At 36.3% G+C, this 24,277-nt stretch carries 16 protein-coding genes; 7 read left to right on the top strand and 9 right to left on the bottom strand.

Annotated features, from left to right (window positions below):
- The first annotated feature begins 41 nt into the window (after positions 1–41).
- On the top strand, positions 42–7,289 hold the full coding sequence (locus tag N2201_04290; protein ID MCX7785432.1) for a choice-of-anchor J domain-containing protein: 7,248 nt from the start codon (positions 42–44) through the stop codon (positions 7,287–7,289).
- 291 nt (positions 7,290–7,580) lie between these two features.
- Here the strand turns inward: N2201_04290 and N2201_04285 are convergent, their stop codons facing one another.
- The 4 genes from N2201_04285 to N2201_04270 form a co-directional block, all read right to left on the bottom strand.
- Entirely contained in the window at positions 7,581–7,919 is a 339-nt protein-coding gene (locus N2201_04285) for a hypothetical protein (protein ID MCX7785431.1), read from the bottom strand.
- A 149-nt stretch (positions 7,920–8,068) separates the two neighbouring features.
- A complete protein-coding gene (locus N2201_04280; GenBank protein ID MCX7785430.1) occupies positions 8,069–8,326 on the bottom strand; it encodes a hypothetical protein in 258 nt (85 codons plus the stop codon).
- Positions 8,327–8,440: 114 nt separating this feature from the next.
- The gene (amrS, locus tag N2201_04275) at positions 8,441–9,448 is read right to left on the bottom strand and encodes an AmmeMemoRadiSam system radical SAM enzyme (GenBank protein MCX7785429.1); all 1,008 of its coding nucleotides are present in this window, start codon (positions 9,446–9,448) and stop codon (positions 8,441–8,443) included.
- A 317-nt stretch (positions 9,449–9,765) separates the two neighbouring features.
- Positions 9,766–10,722: an FAD:protein FMN transferase gene (locus tag N2201_04270; protein ID MCX7785428.1), complete on the bottom strand. Its 957-nt coding sequence runs from the start codon at positions 10,720–10,722 to the stop codon at positions 9,766–9,768.
- A 232-nt stretch (positions 10,723–10,954) separates the two neighbouring features.
- On the opposite strand from N2201_04270, the gene N2201_04265 reads away from it, so the two are divergent.
- Both N2201_04265 and rimI read left to right on the top strand, forming a co-directional pair.
- The gene (locus N2201_04265; protein MCX7785427.1) at positions 10,955–11,518 is read left to right on the top strand and encodes a GyrI-like domain-containing protein; all 564 of its coding nucleotides are present in this window, start codon (positions 10,955–10,957) and stop codon (positions 11,516–11,518) included.
- A gap of 152 nt (positions 11,519–11,670) precedes the next feature.
- Positions 11,671–12,102: a ribosomal protein S18-alanine N-acetyltransferase gene (gene rimI, locus N2201_04260; protein MCX7785426.1), complete on the top strand. Its 432-nt coding sequence runs from the start codon at positions 11,671–11,673 to the stop codon at positions 12,100–12,102.
- A 68-nt stretch (positions 12,103–12,170) separates the two neighbouring features.
- Here the strand turns inward: rimI and N2201_04255 are convergent, their stop codons facing one another.
- The 5 genes from N2201_04255 to N2201_04235 form a co-directional block, all read right to left on the bottom strand.
- Positions 12,171–14,330 carry an OmpA family protein gene (locus N2201_04255; protein MCX7785425.1) on the bottom strand — a complete coding sequence of 720 codons (2,160 nt, stop codon included), beginning with the start codon at positions 14,328–14,330 and terminating at the stop codon, positions 12,171–12,173.
- 56 nt (positions 14,331–14,386) lie between these two features.
- Positions 14,387–15,001, bottom strand: a complete 615-nt coding sequence (locus N2201_04250; GenBank protein MCX7785424.1) for a hypothetical protein — start codon at positions 14,999–15,001, stop codon at positions 14,387–14,389.
- Between the two features lie 66 nt (positions 15,002–15,067).
- The gene (locus tag N2201_04245) at positions 15,068–16,198 is read right to left on the bottom strand and encodes an MFS transporter (protein MCX7785423.1); all 1,131 of its coding nucleotides are present in this window, start codon (positions 16,196–16,198) and stop codon (positions 15,068–15,070) included.
- Between the two features lie 88 nt (positions 16,199–16,286).
- A complete protein-coding gene (locus tag N2201_04240; protein ID MCX7785422.1) occupies positions 16,287–18,296 on the bottom strand; it encodes a M1 family aminopeptidase in 2,010 nt (669 codons plus the stop codon).
- A 38-nt stretch (positions 18,297–18,334) separates the two neighbouring features.
- Positions 18,335–19,387, bottom strand: coding sequence for an aspartate-semialdehyde dehydrogenase (locus N2201_04235; GenBank protein MCX7785421.1), 1,053 nt, complete (start codon positions 19,385–19,387; stop codon positions 18,335–18,337).
- A 698-nt stretch (positions 19,388–20,085) separates the two neighbouring features.
- Here N2201_04235 and N2201_04230 point away from each other — a divergent pair.
- From N2201_04230 to N2201_04215, 4 genes are all read left to right on the top strand, one after another.
- Positions 20,086–20,706 (top strand): outer membrane lipoprotein carrier protein LolA, encoded by a 621-nt coding sequence (locus N2201_04230; protein ID MCX7785420.1) that lies wholly within the window; start codon positions 20,086–20,088, stop codon positions 20,704–20,706.
- A complete protein-coding gene (locus N2201_04225) occupies positions 20,703–21,107 on the top strand; it encodes a PaaI family thioesterase (protein ID MCX7785419.1) in 405 nt (134 codons plus the stop codon). The genes N2201_04230 and N2201_04225 overlap by 4 nt, the downstream gene beginning before the upstream one ends.
- 143 nt (positions 21,108–21,250) lie before the next feature.
- Positions 21,251–22,552, top strand: a complete 1,302-nt coding sequence (gene rimO / locus N2201_04220; protein MCX7785418.1) for a 30S ribosomal protein S12 methylthiotransferase RimO — start codon at positions 21,251–21,253, stop codon at positions 22,550–22,552.
- 198 nt (positions 22,553–22,750) lie between these two features.
- Positions 22,751–23,917 carry a putative sugar nucleotidyl transferase gene (locus N2201_04215; GenBank protein MCX7785417.1) on the top strand — a complete coding sequence of 389 codons (1,167 nt, stop codon included), beginning with the start codon at positions 22,751–22,753 and terminating at the stop codon, positions 23,915–23,917.
- Positions 23,918–24,277: the final 360 nt, after the last annotated feature.

Here is a 24,277-nt window from a genome sequence, read left to right as displayed (position 1 = left end):
TACCACCACCGTTTCCGGTTGGCACTTTTCGGGATATTGCAGTGGGCACAAAGTTCAAAGGTAGTGCGGATGATACAGTTCGATTTTTTTGCGTAATGTCTTCTGAACCCCGGCATGCCTTACTGATTAATGATACGACATCAGTACCACCAATTAAAGTGGCAACATCTGGTTGGCAAAGACACGGAGCTAATGGTCGCTGGATTGATTCGGCTGGTGTTGGATTTTTTGGTGCTGCAGTTGGTGATGTCAATAATGATGGTATCACTGATATGATTTATGGTCGTTATGGTGGTAGTGATACGATTTCGCGGTTGTATCGTGCCTGGTGGAATGGCACAACTTGGCAAAAAGAATCATTACCGAATAATAGTTCACCACGCACTTTTCGCACTGGTACATTTGGCATTACGGATATTGCAATTGGTGATGTTGATGGTAATGGGATTAATGAAGTGTTTTTTACTGCGGGTAAGGCGCTATTTAGAATGCATTGGACTGGCTCGACTTTTGCCTTTGATTCATTTCCTTGGGGTGATGGTTCTTATTTAAATGGTGTTGCGATTGGTGATTTTGATGCCAGTTATCCTGGCAATGAGGTTGCAGTCGTGTCTCATTTTGGCGCCTTATTTAGATTAAGATATTCAGCACCATACTGGTATTGGGCACCACTATTACAACCAACACCTAATACTATTTCATTCTATGATGTGGCAATAGGTGATGTTGACCCCAATTATTCAGGAAATGAGATTGTAATTTATAACGGTCTCAATTTCCAAAGTTATGGCAATATATTCATAATGGCGCGTTCGGGTAACAATTGGGCACTTAAGCAATTAGGCGCCTATAATCAATGGGGAACTTTTGGTGAAGTCGCGATTGGTGATGTTTATGATTTGCATCATGGCAATGAGATTGTTGCCTGCGCCGGCAATGCTACAGGTATTGGAAATAATACTATTCTTCTCTGGAATGCGGGCGATAATTGGTATTATCGGTTAATGCCTTCTACGGGCGGTATTACCTACGGAGTTGCCATTGGCAATTTCAATAAGTACCGACCATCAATGGGTTCGACCAAACCAATATTCCAAGCAAATGATGAAATGGTGATTGCAGGAAATGGTAAAATCTTAGAATGTGAACAACGACAACTTTATGATAATGATATGGTGATGGATAAAGTCAGTTTTGCACCGGATATAGTGATACCTGGAGAGTCAATAAGTGTCACCGTAAGATTAAAGAATTATGGCTATAATCTCCAAGATACGATTTTGGTCTTTTACCGAGTATATCCAGCAAGTATGATTGCCGAAACCTGTTTTGCTAATTTAGGAGTTGGCGATTCGATAAATTATACTTTTAATACTAAATATCGCTGTCTCAGCCCGGGAATAAAAGCAGTAAAATGTTCTGTGGCAATTAAGGGTGAACAGTATTTTGCTGACGATACGCTACGCAGTAGTTTTAAGGTTTATGATACGCTGATTGGTGTTAAATTAGTTGGTATCGGAGGCGACTTACCACGATTAACTTCAGCCTGTAGTCTCTGGAACAATTCAGTAATTACTGGCAATGTTATGTTTCGTTTGACTGATGCTTCGTATCCCAACGAAGTCTTTCCCATAGTTTTTAATAAACCCACTGGTTATCGTCGGGGTAATTGGTCCTTAACAATTAAACCGAATAGTCCTTCAATACCTTTAATTCAAGGCAATAATGGCACAACAATTATTGATTTGAAAGGTATTAGCAATGTCACTTTAGATAGTCTTACTATTTCTAATTTATCTACTACTGGTTCTGCCGTGCGTTTGTATAATGGCGCATCTAATAATGCGATTAAAAACTGTTGGTTGAAGAGCAATATTCTTTCTAACACTGCTGGTGTATTGAGTTTTATTGTTGACACCGTAGTATCTGGTAATAGTAATAATCTAATTGAAAATTGTAATATTACAGGCACAAATGTCACTTCAGCGAATTTTGGAATATATTTTAGTGGTGTAAACACACCGCTGGATAATGCCCACAATATCATCCGCAAGTGCCGAATATATGATTTTAGTAATACCGGCATCTACTTTGCGTCCAATACATATAATACTTTAATAACTGAATGCGATATCTATACGCAGACCCAACAGACCACAACTTTATTACAGGGAATTGATATTCACAACTATAGTGTGGTCAAAACCAAAATCTCGCGCAACCGAATTCGTGATTTTTGGACAGCAGGGACTTATCCAACTTTTCGGGGCATATATCTGTATTACAGCTCTGTTAACGAACCTACGATAATCGATAATAATTTTATTTATCTTGATGCTCTGCGCACACATTCAGGAGCAACCATCTATGGTATTCATGAAAATTCTTTCGATAATGTGCTTTGGGATATTTATTATAATTCAATCTATATTGGTGGTAGTGGACTTTCGACCAGCACAAATTCTTATGGCTTTTATCGCAACCGAGCCAGTATTATTAATTTTAAGAACAATATCGTTTTCAATAACCGCAGTCAGACCTCAGGACAGGGAAAACATTATGCGGTTTATTGTGCTAACACCAGTGCTGGTTTTAATTCTAATTATAACGACTTATTTGTATCAACTCCAGGACAAAATGGTCAATTAATTGGCTACTGGTCTTTACCTTGCACAACCTTGCAACAATGGCGCACACGCTCTTCCAAAGACCTAAATAGCATAAGTCGTAATCCTAATTTTATTGCCTTGAGTGATTTGCATATTAATCCTAATTCTGCCAGTGTCGATAAAAAAGGAACTCCGATTGCTAATATCAATTATGATTTTGATAATCAAATTAGAGATTCAATTCGTCCTGATATCGGTGCCGACGAATATACACCCAATCCACCATTTCCATTTGATTTAGTCAGTCCAGGTGATAGTGCGGTGAATCAACCAGTAAATGGAAGATTAATTTGGCGTAGTTCAATTGCTGCCGATTATTATGATGTCTTTTTAGACACGCTCTATCCACCACTAAAAAAAGTCAGCGCACTCCAAAGTGACACGGTGTTCAATTATATTGATATTAAACCAAGAAGTAAATATTATTGGCAGATTTGGGCACATAATGACACTTATCTTTTAAAGGGAACAAAAGCAAACTCAACCGCATCAGCAACTTGGCGATTCTTTACTGTCCCAATTCCGATTCCGCCTTCTAATTTAACTTTAACGGATGTTTGGTATAACATTATCAGATTAACTTGGATTGATAACTCCAATGATGAAAATGGCTTTTATATTCGCCGCGACACAAATCCGAATGGCACATTTCCCATCATCGATTCGGTTGGTCCAAATGTCAATATCTACATCGCACAAAATTTATTACCCAATATACGCTACTATTTCCGGGTTTCTGCCTATAATCAGTTTGGCGAGAGTAAATTCTCTGCAAAGGACACAGTAACACTGGCTCGCGTTCCTGATGTGCCAAATCTATCTAATGTTAGTTATCGCAGTTTTAAGGTTAAGATTGCTCCCACTAATAATCCACCATATACCCAATATGCAATTCGCATTAGAGATGGTGCCAAAGCAATAAAATATCTCCATACCAGCGGTGTATTAGTTGATACTGTAGTTTGGGCAACTTACAACCAATGGGGTGGTGATAATGGAATCAAAGTAAAGAATCTTTTGCCCCAAGTTGTGTATACGATTGATTGTAAGGGCAGAAATCAATTAAATTTAGAAACTAAATTTTCGCCGTCCGCAACCCAAGCCACATTACCTGTTTTGACAATCCCTTATGCTGAATCTTTTGAAGATGTGAACTTTGAACCCTTTGGTTGGGAACAAGAAATTATTGTTTCTGGTGGCAGTAATTGGATGCGAGTATTAAATGGCTCTAATCCTTCACAGTTGCCTTTAGATGGAATTGCTCAAGCATGTTATAATTCATATAATGCACCCATTGGCGCCCACAGCCGATTAATTACACCACCCCTTGATTTGCGAACAGTTGACGGTGCGAGGTTGAATTTCTATATGTATCACGATGCACTTAATAGTAGTCCCGATAGTTTAGTTATAGAACTATCAACAAATTATGGTGCCATTTGGCACAGACTCAATAAATTTGAAAGATATGCATCTACCACTGGATGGCAAAAACATTCTTTGCCTTTAGACTTAGGAATTGGCAATATCGTACTGGTCAGTTTTCACGCTTTTGCTCAAGGTGGCAATAATATCTTTATTGATAGTGTTGGCATAGAACTTGTTGCTGATGTGATGGTCTCAGGTATCATCCGTCCTAATTTAATTGAATGGAAAAGAGTGGCATTCGTTCCTAAAGTAATTGTCACTAATAACAGTAGTCAAATCCAAAATATTCCGGTCAATGCGGAAATTTATAAACCTGCAAGTGGATTCTATGAAAGTTTTGAAGGCACGACTTTTCCGCCAATAAATTGGATAATCTATAATAATGATGCTGGACAAACAAGATGGCAGCGCACCTCAAGTCCGACTCATAGCGGAACCGGTGCTGTGAAGTGTGACCCAGAATATACTCTGAGCGGTAACGACGACTGGTTGATAACTCCCTTAATAAATATTCAAGGCGGAGAGTTAAGATTCTGGTACCGTTCAGGTTCTATTGCCGATGATTCTTTAGAAGTATGGCTTTCTACCACTAATAATTCAATTAATAGTTTTGTGATATTACTTAGTGCCTTTGGTATTCGAACAACTACCTGGACTGAAAAGATTATACCGCTTAGTTCTTATGCGGGTAAATCGGTTCACATTGCCTTTGTTAATAAAGGAAGAATGAACCGAAGCACGATATGTCTTGATGATATTGCTGTTAATTATACACCGGCGAATTTACTTTACACTGACAGAGATACCGCTATAGGTGTTTCATGCCAGTCAACCGCTGAACTTAGTTTTATGCCTTGGCGGTCAATGGAACCAGGAACTTATCTCTTTAAGGCTTACACGACTTTACCCACTGATTATAACTTAAATAATAACTTGTTAGAAAGATATTTCTCAGTCAACCCGATACCAATAACCCTCCAATTTCCCAGCAATGGTTTAATCACTAATGATAATACACCTTATTTTAATTGGAGTGATGTTGATAGTGCTGTCAGTTACCGAATTCAAGTGTCTAATAATTTAGAATTTCTGAATTGCTTAATTGATACCTTAACCAGTGTTTCTGAATGGCAAGTACCTAATAATCATCCTTTACCCGATACAATTTACTATTGGCGAGTGCGCGTTGAAAGGCCCTTACCGGCTGACCCGTGGAGTGAAAGTAGAACTTTAATCATCGATACGCAAAGTCCGTCATCTCCAATACTTGTCTTGCCCCCTAATTTGAGTATCAGCAATAATCAGCAACCGAGATTTGTCTGGCGCAGGGTTTCCGATGCAGTGCTGTATAATTTAGTAGTAAATCGGGAAGAGTCGGATGAGAAATCAAAAACTATCCTAAAACCCGAATCATTAATTGCCGACCTTAACTACAAAACAGAAGAATCAACCTTAAAGTCAAAGATTAACGAAAAGTTTATTGAAGTAATTAATACGAATCTTACGGACACGACTTATCTCCATAATGTCAATCTTTTTGGTGGAAATTATCTGTGGAAAGTTCGTTGTAAAGATGTTGCGGGTAATTGGAGCGATTTTACTAATGAATGGCGGTTTACAATTGATATTACACCACCAGCAATTCCTAATTTGATTGCCCCTGCTGATGGCGATACTTTCTTTACCCCAGTCCAAAATTTTGTCTGGCACTCAGCAGGTGAAGCCGGAGCAGTTTATAATTTTGTTGCGGGCTTGCCCAATTCAGGCACAGTAAACCGAATCTTGACTGATACTTTTATCAGCACTGAATTTACTACTGGCATCTATAACTGGAAGGTTCGGGTTCGAGATAGTGTTGGTAACTGGTCAGAATTTTCTCCTGTGCGCACCTTCTATGTTTTTACTGCCGCTTGGCTACAAAGAGAACCCATTCCAACCAGAGTTTTGGGCAAATATGTCAAAGATGGTGGTGCCTTAGTTGGCGTAAACGCTTCTTTATATGCTTTTCGTGGCAATAAGTCAAATGAATTTTATAAATACCAAGCAGGCAGTTGGTCAGAAGTTGAAAGTATTGGGTTTGGTCCTAAACCACCACCTAATAATAACGAAATAAACAAGAAAAAACCAGGTAAAGGTGCCTCTTTATGTTTTGACGGCAACCATACAATCTGGGCAACAAAAGGTGCTGGCACAAAAGAGATTTGGGCATACGACACTATTACTAACCGGTGGACATTTAAGACTTGGGTTCCATCCGTTAAAGGATTAAAAGGTGGCACTTCCATCTGGTTTAAGGATACATTACTCTATGTTTTAGCCGGTGGACAACCACCCTATGCGGAAAATTTCTTTGCCTATGCGCCTAATAGCAATCTTTGGTATTCGTTATCCAAAGCAAACCTTGGTGATTTTGGAAAATCCTGGAAAGATGGTAGTGCGATTGTGGGCATTAGAGATACAATATACGCACTTAAAGGTAGCGACAAATATAATGCTTTTTATCTTTACGATATCAAACAGGACACCTGGGTAGAAAAAGAATCCTGTCCACAAAGACATCCTCAATTAGGTAAGAAAAATAAAGTTGGCGATGGCGCCGCAATGACAACTGATGGCACTGTGCTTTATATGATTAAAGGCAAAGGTAAACAAGACTTTTGGCGATACACTCCAGGAATAACTGGCATCTGGACACCCTTAGAAATAATTCCTAAACTCAATAATGATAATAAGAGTGTTCCGAAAACCGGTGCCGGCTTGGCATATGCCGGTGGCAGAGTCTATCTCTTAAAAGGGAATAATACTAATGAATTCTGGCGGTTCAATCCTAATAAAGACAAATCAGAAATATCGCCCATCTCTAATCGCACAGACATAGCATATACAGAGCAAATAATAACTACTACCAAACAAACACAAACTGAGTGCTTATCTGAAACTGATAAATTAAGCATAAATATTCATCCTACTTCAGACATCATTTCACTTCAATATTCGGTTCCGATTGCAAATAGAGTTTTAATCAACTTATATGACGCTACAGGCAGATTAGTTAAAACCGTAATTGACCAATATCTCAATCCGGGTTCATATACTACGACAATTGCATCAAATAATTTATCACAAGGCATTTATTTCCTAAGGTATACTATAGGCAAAGCCCAAATCGAAAAGAAACTCATTCTCTATTAATCGGATATACTCATTGCAAGAAAATCCGTAAAAATTTTACGAGTAACCTTGCTTTAGCCTCAAGGACAAGTACAGAAATACATCTGAAAGGTCATCTCTTGTTATACTAACAGTTAGATTTTCTAAATATTGATACGATTGGACTTATTCACTTCCATTTTTTAATGTTCCGTTTTGCTGTTTCTGTTGATAACCAATGAGATATAATCGATGTTTGTGGAAATTCTGGTAAGTTAAAGATAAGCCTATTCTTTTCTATTTGTTTTTTCCTGCTCTGTCCCGCTGTTCTTATTAATAGACAATCCCGGTTATCAATTCAATTATACTTCCTTTTAACCACAGGCTTGGCTGACATTCTCGGTCACCTAATAGGTAAGCCGGTCGGCAAGCCAGGGGGCAGGCCGGGGGGCATACCCCTCGGCAACCCGCCGGCATACCCTTCTGACCGCCCAATCTACAGATATTTCGATTGTCCTTTAAGTAACCGAATGATTTAACCTCGCGATAGTCAATAGGATAGCAGATAAGGTAGCCTAATCTTTTACCTCCTCGGTCAAACAGGCCTGTGGCTCGATGGGTTTGGGCTGTTTTTATTATACAATAAAATACTATAGTCCTAATTTCCCACAAAATTTAATTCTATCTTTTGCTTTTTACTTAGACTGTGCTGTTAAATGCTTTGAAAAGGTTTCGTAAAAGTATTGCGGATTATTTATTCGTAGAAAATAATTCCTATAATAAATTTTCTCTACTATACAGTATCAGTTGTTTTTCACAAATTAGAAGCGATTCAAGAAAATTAGCGTCAGAATTATAAAAAGGATTGTTAAACCCGTAATGGAAAACATTATCCCGAATGTCAAGGTCATAAATTTAAGGTTAAGGGTAAACTGTGGAATACCAATCTGAATTGCTTTAAAGAAGAGATTGTAAACCGGTCCGGGAGGAAATAATGCCGACAAAAGATATGCTAAGACCGAACCAATAACAGCACTGATAATAACTATAAAAATTATTAGACCGACACTACGCCGCATAAAATATTTTCCCTTATGATTAAAACGCAAAATATAGAGAAATTGATTTGTTTACGATGGATTTTCATATAAAAATATTACGGAATACTATTTTTAGAAATAATTTCGGTAATCTTAAAATCTACCATAAATAATATGTCCGCACCGACTACATTGGTTATCTTTCATACCAACTATTTTAGCGGTAAAATAACCACGGTCAATAAGCAAGTTTTTACAATTAGGACAATAAGTGTTATTATCAAAGCCTAAAATATTACCGACATAGACATAATTTAATTTTTCTTTTGCAATTTTCAGTGCTTGTTGTAATTTTTCTGACGGTGTCATTACAATATCCAATTGATAATGGGGAAAATATCGGGAAAAATGCAGCACAGTATCTTTACCCAGACTCGCCACATAATTTACTAAGTTTTCCAAAGATTCTTTAGAGTCATTTTTGGTCGGAATAATCAGGTTCGTCAACTCAATGTGACATTTTTTTTGCGCCAACTCAATTGTCGTCTTTACTGCTGGCAAACTCCCTTTAACAAAATCCTGATAAAACGATTCATCAATAGATTTTAAATCGATATTTAAGGCATCAATCCAAGGCAGAAGTTCGTTTAACGGTTCAGGATTAATCATACCATTTGTCACCAGAACATTCTTTAGTCCCTGCTTTCGGGCTAATTTCGTAACATCCTGTAAATACTCAAACCAGATTAACGGTTCGGTATAAGTATAAGCAATGCCAACTGTTGGATATTTTTGTGCAATTTCAATCAGTTGTTGGGGTGAAAGATATCGACCATTGATTTTCTGTTGTGAGATTTCCCAGTTCTGACAAAAGGGACAACGCAAATTACAACCATAGGTCGCGATAGAAAATATTTGGCTACCAGGAAAGTAATGATATAACGGTTTTTTCTCAATTGGGTCTAACGCCATTGAGATTACTTCGCCATAATTTATGGCATAAAGTTTGCCACCAATATTTTTTCGGCCTAAACACAAGCCTACTTTTCCTTCTGCAATCACACAGAAATTGGGACAGAGTTCACATTGGACAAATTCTTTTTTTGCTTTCTGTATTGTCTTATAATACTTTGCTTCTTTCAATCTATTTATATCTTGCATACTCTGAGAATATGTTGATTTTTTGCTTTTTGTAGTCTTTTACTATTTATATCTTGCATACTCTGAGAATATGTTGATTTTTGCTTTTTGTAGTCTTTTAATAGTGTGTTCTCTTAATTTATTATTATTTATATTTTGCATGCATCATAAAATTTGACATTTATTATATATTGCTCAATGGAAATTCAGTCATACGCAAAGTATTGCTTATGTTTAACCACATTTAACTAATTATAATAAACTCAAATTGAGCGACAGTAAAACTATATTTTTTATTTAATTCAGATAGTTTAATTTTTTACTTACCGACATATCTACTAAAAACCAATTTCAATCAATTTGCCGGTTTTGGTTATTAATATGCCTTTTAATCCTAATGAAGAAATCAATTCTGCACCTTTATCTGTGCCTAAAACAAAAACCGCAGTAGCATAAGCATCGGCATCAACGGTCTTATCCGCAATAACTGTAACACTAACAAGGTTATCAACACTATCCACAATCGGCTGTCCTGTTTTCGGATTGATAATATGAGTATATTTTTTATTGTTTTTTTGAATGAATTTTTCATAACTGCCTGAGGTTGAGATAGATTGATTTCTAACCTTAACTGCTTTTATTGCGCCTTTACCAAATGGATTTCTGATACCAATCTTATAAGTTTTATTACCAAAACAGGCGATATCGCCGCCCGCATCAATTAAACCCGATTTAATTCCTGAGGCTTTGGCAACTTCACAGGCCTTATCAACTGCATAACCCACTGCAAGCCCACCCAAATCAAGTTCCATGCCCGGCGCTAAATATATCGAATCACCAATAATGCGAATCTTTTTGTAATTAATAAGATTGACAACGGCACTATCAAAGTTTTTTTCAGCAACAGGACTTTGCTTAACATTGAGGCTATCCAACCCCCAAACCTTCATTGCCGGTCTTACGGTAATATCGAAAGCACCTTCGGATTTTTCTGAGACTTCAATTGCTTTCATTATTAATTCTTTTAGTTCTCGAGACATTATTGCACAGCCTTTTCGGTTGAGTTTAGAAACTTCGCTTTCTTTAATATATACCGAAGCAACCGTATCAATATGACGAAGCGTGCGCATGATTTTTCGGATTGACCTTTTGGCTTGAACTGAGTCTGAAGCAAAAATCTTTATTGTAAGATAACTACCAAAGATAAAGTCATTGTATTGAAAAAGTTTTTCTTGGATTTTGGCGCAGAAGATTGATAAACATATCAAAAAAGTTAAAATCAGTCTTAATTTCATTTTTAAATGTTAGAGACAATTTCAAGCTCTGTCAAGTTTTCTTTCACTTTTTATATAAATGTTAATTCTTTGTTTCAGACTAATTAGTATTTATCTTTTGGGAATAACTAAAAGAAGCTCTAAAACAAACTATAAACTAATTGACATTTATCTTTTTTTTACTATGCTAAATAAGTTAACAATCAATTAATAACAATAAGTTAACAATCAATTAATAACAATAGGAGCACTTATGGATAAATTATTAATATCAAGTTTAGTCGCCTTGTTAATTCTCGGTTGTGGTGGTCCAAAAAAGGAAACTTCTCCCCAATCGACCACGGCTCAATCTGGGTTTATTGCGATTACTAAAGTAATCGATTCTATGTGCGTAATCTCGCTGGAGAAAAAAGGACCTTACGCCGAAGTTGGTAAGGCATTTGCTGAATTGACGAGTCGGGCACTATTAAACAAAGTGACCATAACTGGTACGCCTTTTGCTATTTATTATGATGACCCCAATAAAGTTATTCCTGAATCGACTCGTTATGAAGTTTGCATCCCAGTTGCATCAAGCACCAAAGAAGATAAACTAATAAAAATTAAAAAATTACCTCCAACTGAAGTTGCTTCAACAATTTATATTGGACCTTATGATAAAATCGGTCCAACCTATCTCAATTTTATGTCTTGGCTGGAAAAAAATAATTATATCATCAGCGGACCGGCAAGAGAAATCTACCTAAACGACCCATCCAAAGTTCCGGCTGAGTCTCTAAAGACGGAAATTCAGTTTCCCATCAAAAAGAAGACATAAATTCAATATCAAAATCTCATAAATAAATGGAATAAATTAGTGTAACGAAAAATCTAAAAGTATCTACAGAGAAAATTAATTCTCTGCTATTTTCAATCGGACCTTTCATCTGATTTCTATATTGCTGAGGTAGATTAGTTCGGAAAAGTTTTATGCAGATTGAACCGATGACACTTGAAGATTTAGACCAAGTAATGGCCATTGAAAAATCTTGCTTTGTTTCACCTTGGAAAAGAAGTTTTTTTGAATACGATATATGCCGTAAAGAGGCGCAGTGTTTTGTGGCTAAAGAAAAAGATAAAGTTATCGGTTATGTCGATGCCTGGTTTATTGCTGATGAAGTTCACCTTGCCAATATTGCGGTTGCCCAGGAATTCCGGCGACAAGGGATTGCGAGTCAATTATTAGCCAAAATCATCGAAATTGCCCAAAAGAAAAATTGCAAAAAGATATTTTTAGAAGTGAGGCTTTCTAATATTATTGCCCAGAAATTTTATGAAAAATTTGGTTTCCGACGAATTTATCAGCGTAAAAAATACTATCCTGATGGTGAGGATGCTTTAATCTATGAAAAAGTATTATAAATACATTTTAGGTCTAACCTATGTGATTTTGCTTATAATATAAACTGCGGATAGATAACAAATTATCATTATTCTTCACTTAGAATAACAAATTCAACCCGACGATTAAGGGCTCGACCGTGCTCAGTAGTATTATCGGCAATTGGTTTTGTCGAACCATAACCCTTAGCAATTAGTCGGTCAGCGGCAATGCCAAGATTTTTTACTAAATACTCTTTAACCGCATAAGCCCGCTTTTCCGATAACACCTGATTGTATTTTTCTGAACCAATATTGTCAGTATGACCTTGAATTTCCACTTTTATTTTAGGATTATCGAGTAAAATCTTACCGGCTTCTTGTAATGCATCATAAGACTCCGGCTTGATTGTTGCTTTATTAGATTCAAAGGTTATACCTTTCAGGATTATCGCCATTCCCTTTCGCACTAATTCGAAATTCTTTTCTAATACTTTATCTTTTTCTAAAATGATTATTGTGTTTTGCGGAATATAACCCTCTGATTTTACTTCAATAAGATAAGAACCGATCGGAATCTCAGCATAGAAAATGCCAGAAAAAGAATCAGTAGCAATCACAGGTAAATCAGTATTCGGAAAAGATATCGTGGCTTTTAGACCAGAAGAAGTTTTTTTGTCAGTTATTTTACCAGTAAATATCGTCCGGTAGGTCTTAGGGATTAATTCGAAATTTTGTTCCGTTAAAGTGTTGTTTCCAATTAGGACAATTTTTGTTGCTGGGATATATCCCTCAGCATTGACCGTAAGTGTATAAGTTCCTGATGGTAAATCAATTCGATAAATTCCGGTCATACTATCTGAATTTAATACCATACCGATTTCTGGTGAAAAAGTTATCTCAGCCAATAAAGGTTGTTGAGTTATTTTATCGCTAATTCTGCCTGTCAGTGTTCCTTGAGAAATTGATGATACCAGTGAAATATCATTATGGGTAACTTTATCTTCTTCAACTAAAATCGTAAGTGCTTTAGAAAAATAGCCGTCTTTTTTTACATGAAGTGTAGTAATGCCAGTAGGAACTTTGTCAATACGAAAAGCCCCGGTTAATGAATCCGCAATAACAGGTAAAATTTCTGGTATCGAAAGAGAGATTTCTGCTGATAACGGCCTTTTCGTAGATGCATCATAAACATTTCCCGCAACTACACCATAAGTGACTAATGGTTTTAATCGAAAGTCATAAGCAACTACTTTATTCGGTTCAATCGTAATGGGAACTATCTGTTTTTGATAACCATCACAACTAACCTCCACATAGATAACCTTAGCCGGTAATTTATCTACCTTAAAGATACCGGTTTGGGCTAAACTTTGGACTGGCCTTATTTTAGGATAATCGGGAAAACTAATTTGTGCTGATAATGGCGCACCAGTTTTAATATCCGTAACGGTACCGGTTAATGTTCCATAATTTGGAACCGCGGGTGCTAATAATCTACTGCCAACACTCATCCCTAAAATTACGGTATAATCAGGAAAGTCAGGCCGATTTTTCACATCAATTAATAATCCCGAAGACAGATACGAATTGGCCCCAATTTTTAGTCTCATACCAGGGGTTATTGTTAAATTATCAAAGAGGTTCTGAAATATTTTATTTACTTTCGGCGTACTACTTACTGCTTCAACAAATATTGCGCTCCCGGAACCGATTTCAAAGCCGGCGCGGTAGTTTCTTAAATTTCTGTCTTCGCCATAATTGAAAATGAGATTAGGTAATGGTGCATATAAGTCGCTAAAGCGTAACGAAACTAATCCAGTCCAATTCAAACCATCAGATTTTTCTATGACCGAACCTAATATCTCGTTTTGAAGCAAAACATAAGATACTTTACCGCCCAATTTCAACACAGGTATGAGATTAATTCCTAATTTTCCGCCGAAAACGATATCACGAGTTGTGCTAAAAAATTCACTCTGCCATATTTCTGGAAAGACCGCATCGCCTTTTATAATTTGTCCAGAACTAAAAAATATTTGCAGAAAACTCGCCAAATCATAAGTTATTGTCGGAATAACCCAATCACCGAAAAGGGTATCGGTCGCGGTTTTATGAGTAAGAAGATAGGTTGATAGAGACATTAATCCAGTTTGTTCCGTTTTAGCGTCTTCTACTTTGAACAGTCCCCGGTTTCCCCAAATTGATGGTGCAGATTGAACGGTAGTTATAAGTAATAATAAAATCCCACTTAATAAAAATTTCTTCAAGCACACCTCTATCAAATATGACTTAAAGAATTAAGACTATTTAGTTTAAATTACTCTTACTTTACACCACCAATCGTGCGTGGGTCATCCCAATAATCCGCAATATTAATATCTAACCAGCCGGTATCAGAGAGTGCAGTATTAGTTAACTCTTCATATCCGTTTAATATAATAGTGGCTTTAAGACGTGCACCCTCGCCTTGTTCAAATTCTCCAAAACTATCCCGATAAAACTCTATCCATTGCCAGGGTATAATTTTGATGTTTGCTTTTACTGTATTACGGAGTTCAGGGTCTGCAGGAATAGTAATATTAGTAGTCCCGGTTACATCCTGAAGAACCCATTTGTCATTATCCGTTGGCTTAATTTTAATCCGTTTAAATTTTACTCGATAATCCGTAACCCGGGCAGTATAGTTTGTCGGATAAGTCGGTAATCCAAGCCCTTTCTCAACATAACCAACTTCGATACTCACATGTTGGTCTGAAATTAATTCATGCTCTTCGCCATAATCATCAACAAAGCGGTCAATAATATCGACCCTTTTGGGTTTATTATCATTAATGCTAATAATTCTTAAAGAGTTAGATGAGGTGCGGTTACAGGAAAGATTAATAATGGCTAAAACTAATATTACAAATGCTCCATAACAAACTAATCGTTTTCTCATAATGCCTCCAGTAAAATTTTTATTAATATATTCTAACATAAGAGGTAAGATATGTCAACAATTATTTTATATTATAAAAAATAATCCTATTGCCGAGATAATTCCTAAAATGCCACCAAAAAAGAATGGAGCAGATGCTCCAAATACCTGCCAAAGTGCCCCGGCAATTAATGATGCGGGCAAAAGACCAATGCCAACTAAAGTTGCGTGCAATCCGATGAGCGTGCCTCTTAGTTCGGGTTGGGCAACATCGGAGACAAATGCTTTTTCAACTCCTTCCGTAAATGCACTGTAAAATCCATAAATTCCAAATAACAACCATAAAAAAGATGGCTTACCAATGACCGCAAATCCTAAATAGACCAAACCATAAATCAGATAGCCGATTATCAATATTTTTTTTCTGCCAATTTTATCAGAAAGCCTACCAATGGGAAAAGATAAAATACCATAAGTAATGTTATAAAACAAATATAATAATAAAACCGAAGTAACCGAATATCCTAAATTTTTTGCTCTTAATATCAAAAACTGATTAGAGGAATTTCCTAAAGCAAAAATAAAGATAATAATTAGGAATAACCTTAATCGTTGAGGCAAGTTTCGCCATTGAAATTTTAATCGCTCTTTTCTTTGCCAACTTGATTTAATCTGTTCTCGGGCGAAAAAGAGCATGATGACACCAAGGACTGCAGGAATTAAAGATAAAAGAAAAATTCCTTGGTAGTTAGGGGTGTTGATTTTTAAGAAGGAATAAGCCAAAAGCACACCAATGGCTGCGCCTAAGGTATCCATTGCCCGATGTAGACCATATGCCCGGCCGCGTTTATCTTGAGGTGTGCTATCCGCAATCAAAGCGTCACGCGGTGCAGTTCTTATGCCTTTACCAAACCGGTCAATGATTCGACCCAATAAAACTCCAATCCAACTGGTTGAGAGATATAGCAAAAGTTTACCCAAGGTTGACGAACTATAACCCAAAATCGCAACCGGTTTTCGTTTTCTTATCTTATCCGAAAAATATCCTGAAAATACTTTTAATAAACTTGCCAGACTTTCCGCAATACCTTCAATTAACCCTAAAATTGCCGGACCAGCACCAAGACTTGTAAGAAAAAACGGAATAATCGGATAAACCATCTCAGTGGAAATATCGGTCAAAAGACTAGTAATGCCTAATATAATAACATTAAACATATTTTATCATTATCACAAACACCACTTAAAACCAATAAAATTCTGAAATCCATACATTAAACACAATTGCTCCAAGAAAAATACTATATTATGGCAAAAGGATAATTTTCTCGGTATAGTAATTACTGCAAGTGCCAATAGTAATAAAATAAACACCAGCACCAACTTTTTCGCCATTATTATCCGAACCGTCCCATATTAAGTATTTTGGTGGGGAAGATTTATCCGGCACAATCTTTTTTACTACCTGTCCGGCATAATTATAAATTGATATTTCTAAATTCCCGACCTGTGGCAGATTATAATCTATCCTTATTATACCTTTGCTGGGATTAGGATAAATTTTATAGGGTCTATTTTGAATATTATTGTTAACTAATTCGTCGACTCCTACTAAATAGGTTCTTTTTAGAATCCAATTATTAGGGTCAAGTGTCACTGACGAAGGAAGACGATTAAATCCAAACTCAAAAGTATCAACTTGAGGATTTGATGTTACAGCAATAGTTACAGTTGTGTCTAAATTTGTTCCGCTAAATCTAATTTGTAAAGGCATATGAAAAATTGGTGGGGCATTAGCACCATTATTCTGATTTATTTGAACGATTACCAAATATATTTCAGGAATTGCGGTTGGAATAATCTGCCAACTATAATAGTATTTGGGATAGCCGGCTTGATAAATCCATTCTGAGAAAAACCAATCTAAATCCCGACCAGTTACTTGTTCGTGAATTCTCTTATAATCTTCGGTTGATGCATTTTTGTAGGCAAAAGAATCGGCATAAACACGCATTGCTTGGAAAAAAATACCCGGAGTATCCATTGTATCGCCTTCAATATATCTTAACATATGAAGCACCCAAGAGCCTTTACAATATTCGTGTCCCCAGGAGAAGATATAATTAAATGGCGGATTATATAAGGGAAAGCGGACTGAGTTATCCTCATTAAAGTAACTATTAGCGCGTTGGTTCATCAGACTCATAAAATATGCCTGACCAAACCGGCGTTTCATATAAAGAGCATCCGAATAGGTGGCAAAGCCTTCATTGAGCCAAACATTCGGCCAACCAAAACACGTAACTTTATCACCATACCACATATGAGAAAGTTCATGGGCAATGCCATTATCATTACCAACCAGCCAGTTGCGATGAATCATAGTCATTGTCTGATTTTCCATTCCGCCCCATAAGAAAGGATAAACTGCATTCATCCCATATTTTTCAAAAGGATATGGTCCGTATAATCCAACATAGAAATTCATCATATCAAGCACATTTTGAAAAGCAGAAACCGAAACTGCTGAATCATTGCGCCAAATATAGTATTTAATTTCAATGGATTCTGACGGATTTGGTCGATACCAATGGCTCCAGGTAGCATAAATAGTTGCAGTGAAAGTCATCAGATAAGTTGCAATCGGATAGCAATGTCGCCAGTAAAAGGTTTTGTATCCAGCAAAGGTCTTTACGCTATCCAACAAGCCATTAGAGCAAACTGTAAAAGAATCAGGCACTGTGACATTAATTTCGCATCCCTCTTCGGCTTTATCCCACAATTCATCAAAACAGGCAAACCAGTATCGGGCATCATATGGTGAATAGGTTGTATAAGCAAGATTATGGTAGCCAGTTTGCGCCCGGGTATAAAAATAGAAACCCCGATTCGCGGTCCCAGATAGCCGACGATAGAAAATCTCGACTTTACAAGTTTCACCAATACTAAATGGTCGGTCTAAAGTAATTTTCAAGCGACCATTATTGGCTAAAAAATCAAGATGGATACCATTACGCTTTACCGAATCACAAACCAAATTAACAAAATGGAGATTAAAGGTATCAAAGTTATTCTCTTGGGGAATAATTTTAATTACTTCGTAGGCATCATAAGCACCACTTGTCATAGGTAGCGTTAAATTGAGTTGATAATGCCGAACATCATAACTATGTGTCGATTCTGCTCGGTAATAAGTTGATGTTATCGGATAAGGAATAAATTTATGGTTAGTAAAATAAAAGCGATTAGTTGTGTCAGGAATATATGAAAAGAGAACACTGAAAAAACATTCTAAAACTAAAAAGGATTTAATCATATAAGACCACACTAAAAAACATTCTAAAACTAAAAAAATTAATCATTATCATTTTTAGTTTGTGCGTTTATCTTTAAAATCGCCTCAGCGATTTGGACAGCATTAGTTGCCGCACCTTTACGAAGATTATCACAAACAAGCCATAATACGATGCCATTTTCGAAAGCAGTATCTTTTCGGATTCTGCCAACATAGACTTCATCTTTATTTTCCACATCAATGGGCATTGGGTACTTATCATCATCAAAAACCTTTATACTTGGCGTTGACTTTAAGATTCTAATTACTTTATCCAGATTGGTTTCTTTTTCCAATTCAATATTGACCGATTCACAATGGCCGATTTTTACCGGCACCCGCACACAAGTCGCACTAATCGCCAGTTTCGGCAGTTCTAAAATTTTTCTTGTCTCTTCTATAATCTTTTTTTCTTCTGACGAGTATCCTTGTTGGTCAAAACTGCCAATTTGCGGAATTATATTACCAGCGATTGGGGCTGAAAAAACACTATCAGCATCTTTCGTAATTTTTTCACCAACTGCTAAAACTTCAGTCTCATAGAAAAATTCATTTATGGCATCTCGGCCTGCACCACTTACTGATTGATAAGTAGAAACAATAACTCTTTTTATTCCGAATGCTTTATGCAAAGGTGACAGAACTATAACTAAAGGAATTGTCGTGCAATTAGGATTAGCAATAAGATTCTTATGTTCTTTAATCTTGTCAATATTTACTTCCGGCACTACTAAAGGCACATCTTGCTTAAGCCGAAAGGCTGATGATTTATCAATCACCAGACATTCTTTTTGGGCAAGAGGAATCCACTCTCGGGCAAGATGTTCTTCGATGGCAAAAAAGACGAGGTCAAGATGCTTAAAACTCTCTTTAGTTAGCGGTTCAACCTCAATTTCATCGGAATGGAATTTAATCTTAATGCCTTTACTCTTTTCAGACGAGAAAAGTATAAGTCTCTTTACTGGAAAATTTCGCTGTTCTAAAACTTTAATCAAAGTTTCACCTACTAATCCCGTGGCACCAACAATGCCCACATTTAATTTTTCTTCATTCCTTGCTATTTTGTCAGACATAGTAAAACTATTATACTATCGCTAAATGCTAAATTGTCAATCCTGATAATAATAAAATTAATATACTATCGCTAAATATTTAATTGTCAATCTTGATATTAGAAGAGCGCTGAATAAGTCGAAACCAATGTTCAGAGAATCTAAATTTTCGCACAACTGTTGACCAATTAGCAGTAATTTTATCTTTGTTTCTGCGGCGGCTTAGAAATCTTTGTGGATATCGATTTTGCTCATCTAATTCATTGACCTTGGTTATCAATCGACATATTTCGCAATATTTGTCCTTGCAGACATTGCATTTGTATATTGACGAATGCTTAATTAGAATTTATAATAACTAAGACTTATGAATCGCCGATAGTAAAATTAAATTGATTAGAATCTAAAATATAAGGCAATTGTCACTCACAGATGGCGAAAACACAAAAAAGCAAAATCAATTAGAAACTATAATAGAGAAGCATTGAGTAGAACTCTATTGTGTATCGCTAATAGAGAAAACAAAATTGATTAGAATTTAATTGTGTCTCGCTGATGGTAAAAACATTAGCAGAAATTAATTAGAACCTATTAATAGACAAGCATTGAGTAGAACTCTATTGTGTGTCGCTAATGGAGAAAACAAAATTGATTAGAATTTAATTGTGTCTCAATAATGGCAGAGACATCAAACGCATCTGTAAAAATCAGGTAAGAATATGCCAAAGTTGCTGATGATAATTATAACCACAATAATTTTACTTGTTAGTTCAGTATATCCCAAACAAAAAGAATTGTTCCATAACTTAAAAAACACTTATGCTCAAATCAAAACTATGCAAGGTAAATTTGTCCAAACTGTCTGTTCCGAATTAGAAGGCACTTGTCGCAAATTTGAAGGCAAATTTTTTATTGCCCGACCCTGTTTTAGTCGCTTAGAAGTAATCAGCCCAGAGCCTCAAATTATTGTCTTAGATAGTATCAATCTTTATATCTATCTGCCAAAACAAAAGACGGTTTATATTCAACCGCAAAATTTATCAGTCAATTTCTTTAAGATTTTTGATGCCCTGTTTGCAGATTCTTTACGCTTTAAGTTATCAGAGAAAACCGGCTATTGGGTATGGGAGTTAATCCAAGATACTTCTGATAAGACAACACTTTTTAAGCAATTAAAATTTTATGTCCATAAGCAATCGAATCTGATTGAGCAATTCTTATTTTCCGATGCCTCAAAGAATGAAATTGAATTTCAATTGAGCAATTTAGTAATTAATAAAAATCTTTCACCGAAACTTTTTAAGTTCACAATTCCTAAAGGCGTGCGCATAGTCAAATGATTGTCAAAAGTAGTAACCGCTGTTTTGCCTGTGGTCAAGATAATCCGATTGGCTTAAAATTAAAATTCACACCAATTCCTAATGGTGTCGAGACGACATTTACTCCGACTAAAGAATATGAAGGATTTCAAGATATTATTCATGGCGGAATTATCGCAACCTTACTTGATGAAGCCATTGCTTGGGCCTGCCGAACCTGTGGTGTGGATGCAGTAACCGGTGAACTAACAGTCCGATACAAAAAACCGTTACTTACTAATAAACCAGTTACAATTATAGGCACGATTGAAAAGCAAAAAGGCAAATTGCTTTTGGGCTCAGCGTTGATTAAAGACCAAGAAGGAACCCTAATTGCCACGGCTACGGCCAAAATGGTCAGAGCCGAAAAGAGTGAGAAGTAAACAGAAAAGACTTATCATTTCTCAAACCTGTTTCCAACATCAGCAAGATCTAAAATCCTTGAGTCGTTGCAACAAATTAAGTAAAATGTCAAAGCGTCACTATAATTTTTGCGCCCTTTGGCTTTACCGTCTTATTGCTTAATATGAAAGTATCTTTAATCTCTTTAGGCTGTCCGAAAAATCTGGTCGATTCAGAAATAATTTTAGGTCATTTGGCGCAAGAAGACTATGAGTTAAGTTTCCATTGGCAGAATTCCGATGTCTGTATTATTAACACTTGTGCTTTTTTGCAATCCGCGGTAAAAGAAGCCGAAACCTGGATTCAGAAAGTAATCGCTTATAAGAAAAAAGGCAAAATAAAAAAAGTAATTGTTGCCGGCTGTTTAGTTCAAAGATACAAAAATCTAATATTAGATAAATACCCAGAAGTTGATAGAATCATTGGCATTGATAATTTATCTGCAATAGGAAAAGTAATTCAAGACCATCCTGTAAAAATCTCAGATAACCCGAACTCTTTAGCCAATTATCAAACCCCACGCTTGATTAGCACAAATCATTACGCATATTTGAAAATTGCTGACGGCTGTGATAATTGCTGCACTTATTGTTTAATTCCAGCCCTTCGGGGACGATTTCGGAGTCGGAAAATAGATGACCTTCGCCAAGAAGCCCAAAGACTTATCCAAAATAAAGTCAAAGAAATAATCCTGATTGCTCAAGATACAACCTTATATGGTAAAGATGTTTATGCTGAATTATCATTAGCCAGATTATTAAGCAACCTTGTTAAGATAAAAGAGATTGCCTGGTTAAGAGTTCTTTATACGCATCCCGCCCATTGGACTGATGAATTAATTCAAGTCTATAAAGATAATCCCTCAATATGCCGTTATGTGGATTTGCCATTACAACACATTTCAGATAATATCTTAAAAACAATGAATCGGCCTTATACCCGAAAACAAGTTGAGCAACTTATTGATAAATTAAGAACGATACCAAAGATTGCCATACGCACCAGTTTGATTGTCGGTTTTCCGAATGAGACCGAAAAGGATTTTGAGGAACTTTTAGAATTTGTCCGAGAACAAAAATTTGCCCATTTAGGCTGTTTTACATACTCTCGAGAACCAGGGACAATTGCTTATGCTTTGCCTAACCAAATTCCCGAAAAGATAAAAAGAGAACGTTTAGACCTAATAATGCGCACGCAACAGCAGATTTCTTTAGCACGAATGCAAAGTTTTATTGGCAAAGAACTAAAAGTCATAATCGATAGTTACTCAAAATCCTATTACATTGGTCGAACAGAATTTGATGCTCCGGAGATTGATGGCGTAGTAAAAATAAAAGGACGGAATCTAAAAATTGGTGATTTTGCGAAAGTGAAAATTAGCACTGCCAAACCATATGAACTAAATGCAATTGCCGAATGCTCATAAATATAAAGATTTCGGCTCACTATGGATTAAGCGATTTTAACTCCGAATTAACTCTGCTGTCCGCTTTCATAGATTCAACTGCACCTAATACTCAATTGGGATAATTGATGTCTGATTTTTATAGACCGTGCTTGGGCTTAACCGATATGAGCAAAATGTCCCATATTGACTTTGAGATTATTTTCGTTAATCTAAGGTATGCTCTACATTTATGAAGACGAATACTATCAGCATTTTCTGCCTTTGGTCTATTTTCGCTCAGTAGCGGATTTGTTTTGCGGCCGATTTACCTTATTGGAGAAATATCAGCGGTTCTATTCCGAAGAAAAAATTGGGCTTTTAGTTCGTCCAATTCTTAAGCCCCTCTTAAAAGAAAAGTATCCCGAGTTAGTTATAAACGAATTCGTGTCAGATGATACGATGTCACTATTTTTATCCAGTAGAGCCATACTAAAAATGCGAATTAATATTAGTGGTGACGAAGAAATTTTTACCAATCCGCAGAACGAGATTATTGGCTTTAGAGTTAAAAACTTTAGAGTCAAACAAATTCCGATTAACACCAAAACGATTCGTAAATTAAAACTGCCGCATCGGGAAATACCAGCAATCAGTATAAATTATCCCTGGGATTTAATAGTTAATAATTATCAGGAACTGATTAATGATTTTAGCAATTCAGCAGTTTTGGGCAAAATCAGTGAACAAGCAATTATTTTCGGCAATCCAGACAAACTTTATGTTGGTTCCGGAGCAGAAATTGAAGCCGGAGCAGTAATTGACTTACGCGACGGCCCGGTTTTTATTGACGAAGGTGCGAAAATCCTCGCACTTTCCAGAATCAATGGTCCGGTTTACATTGGCAAAAATACTATTGTTGACCAAGGGAAAATTAGTAACGGCACAACCATTGGAGAAAATTGTCGGGTTTCAGGAGAAATTGAAGCCTCAATCTTGCAAGGATTTGTTAACAAACATCACTATGGATTTCTGGGACATTCTTATCTGGCAGAATGGGTCAATCTTGGAGCAGGCACAACCAATTCTGATTTGAAGAACAACTATTCAACCGTAAAAGTTAAAATCGGCAAAAAAACAATTGATACTCAGCAGTTAAAAGTGGGTTGTTTCATTGGCGACCACACTAAAATTGCAATTGGCGTAATGATTCCAACTGGTGCCGTATGGGGAATATTGGCTAATGTTTTAACACCAGCCAAATCCATTCCTAATTTTTATTGGTCAGAAGGTAAGCGCTGGCAACTGAAAAAAGCACTAACTACAGTTAAGATTGCAATGGCACGCCGAAATATCGCTTTAAGCAAAAATTACGCGCAATTAATCCAGAAATTGTATAAAGCATAGGTCAGATTACCAAGAAGTTAGAAAATTGCTAACTTTTTGAGTCATTAAGAATTTGATTCAGCATCTATTTTACCGCTGAATCCACCTAATCCCTTTCACCTTTGAACCCTTGAACCTTGACCCTTTGAACCTTGGCGCCTTGAACCTTTGAGCCTTTGAACCTTAAACATTCTATCGCTGAATTAATCACGAACCAAGAAAAAGACAAAGTTCAAAAGTTCAATAGTTCAAAAGTTTGATGGTTCAAAAGTATAAGTTTAAGAGGAGTTAGTTTTTAGTTCGAACTCGTATTTTTCTGTTTTGAAGTTTAATCTTTGCCTTTCGGCAATCCGGTCGATTAAAGAACCATTTTGTCAAAGA

Source organism: candidate division WOR-3 bacterium (assembly GCA_026418155.1).
Classification (GTDB): Bacteria; Hydrothermota; Tepidihabitantia; order Tepidihabitantales; family CAIPLT01; genus JAOABV01.
This window is presented reverse-complemented; position numbering and strand designations above follow the sequence as displayed.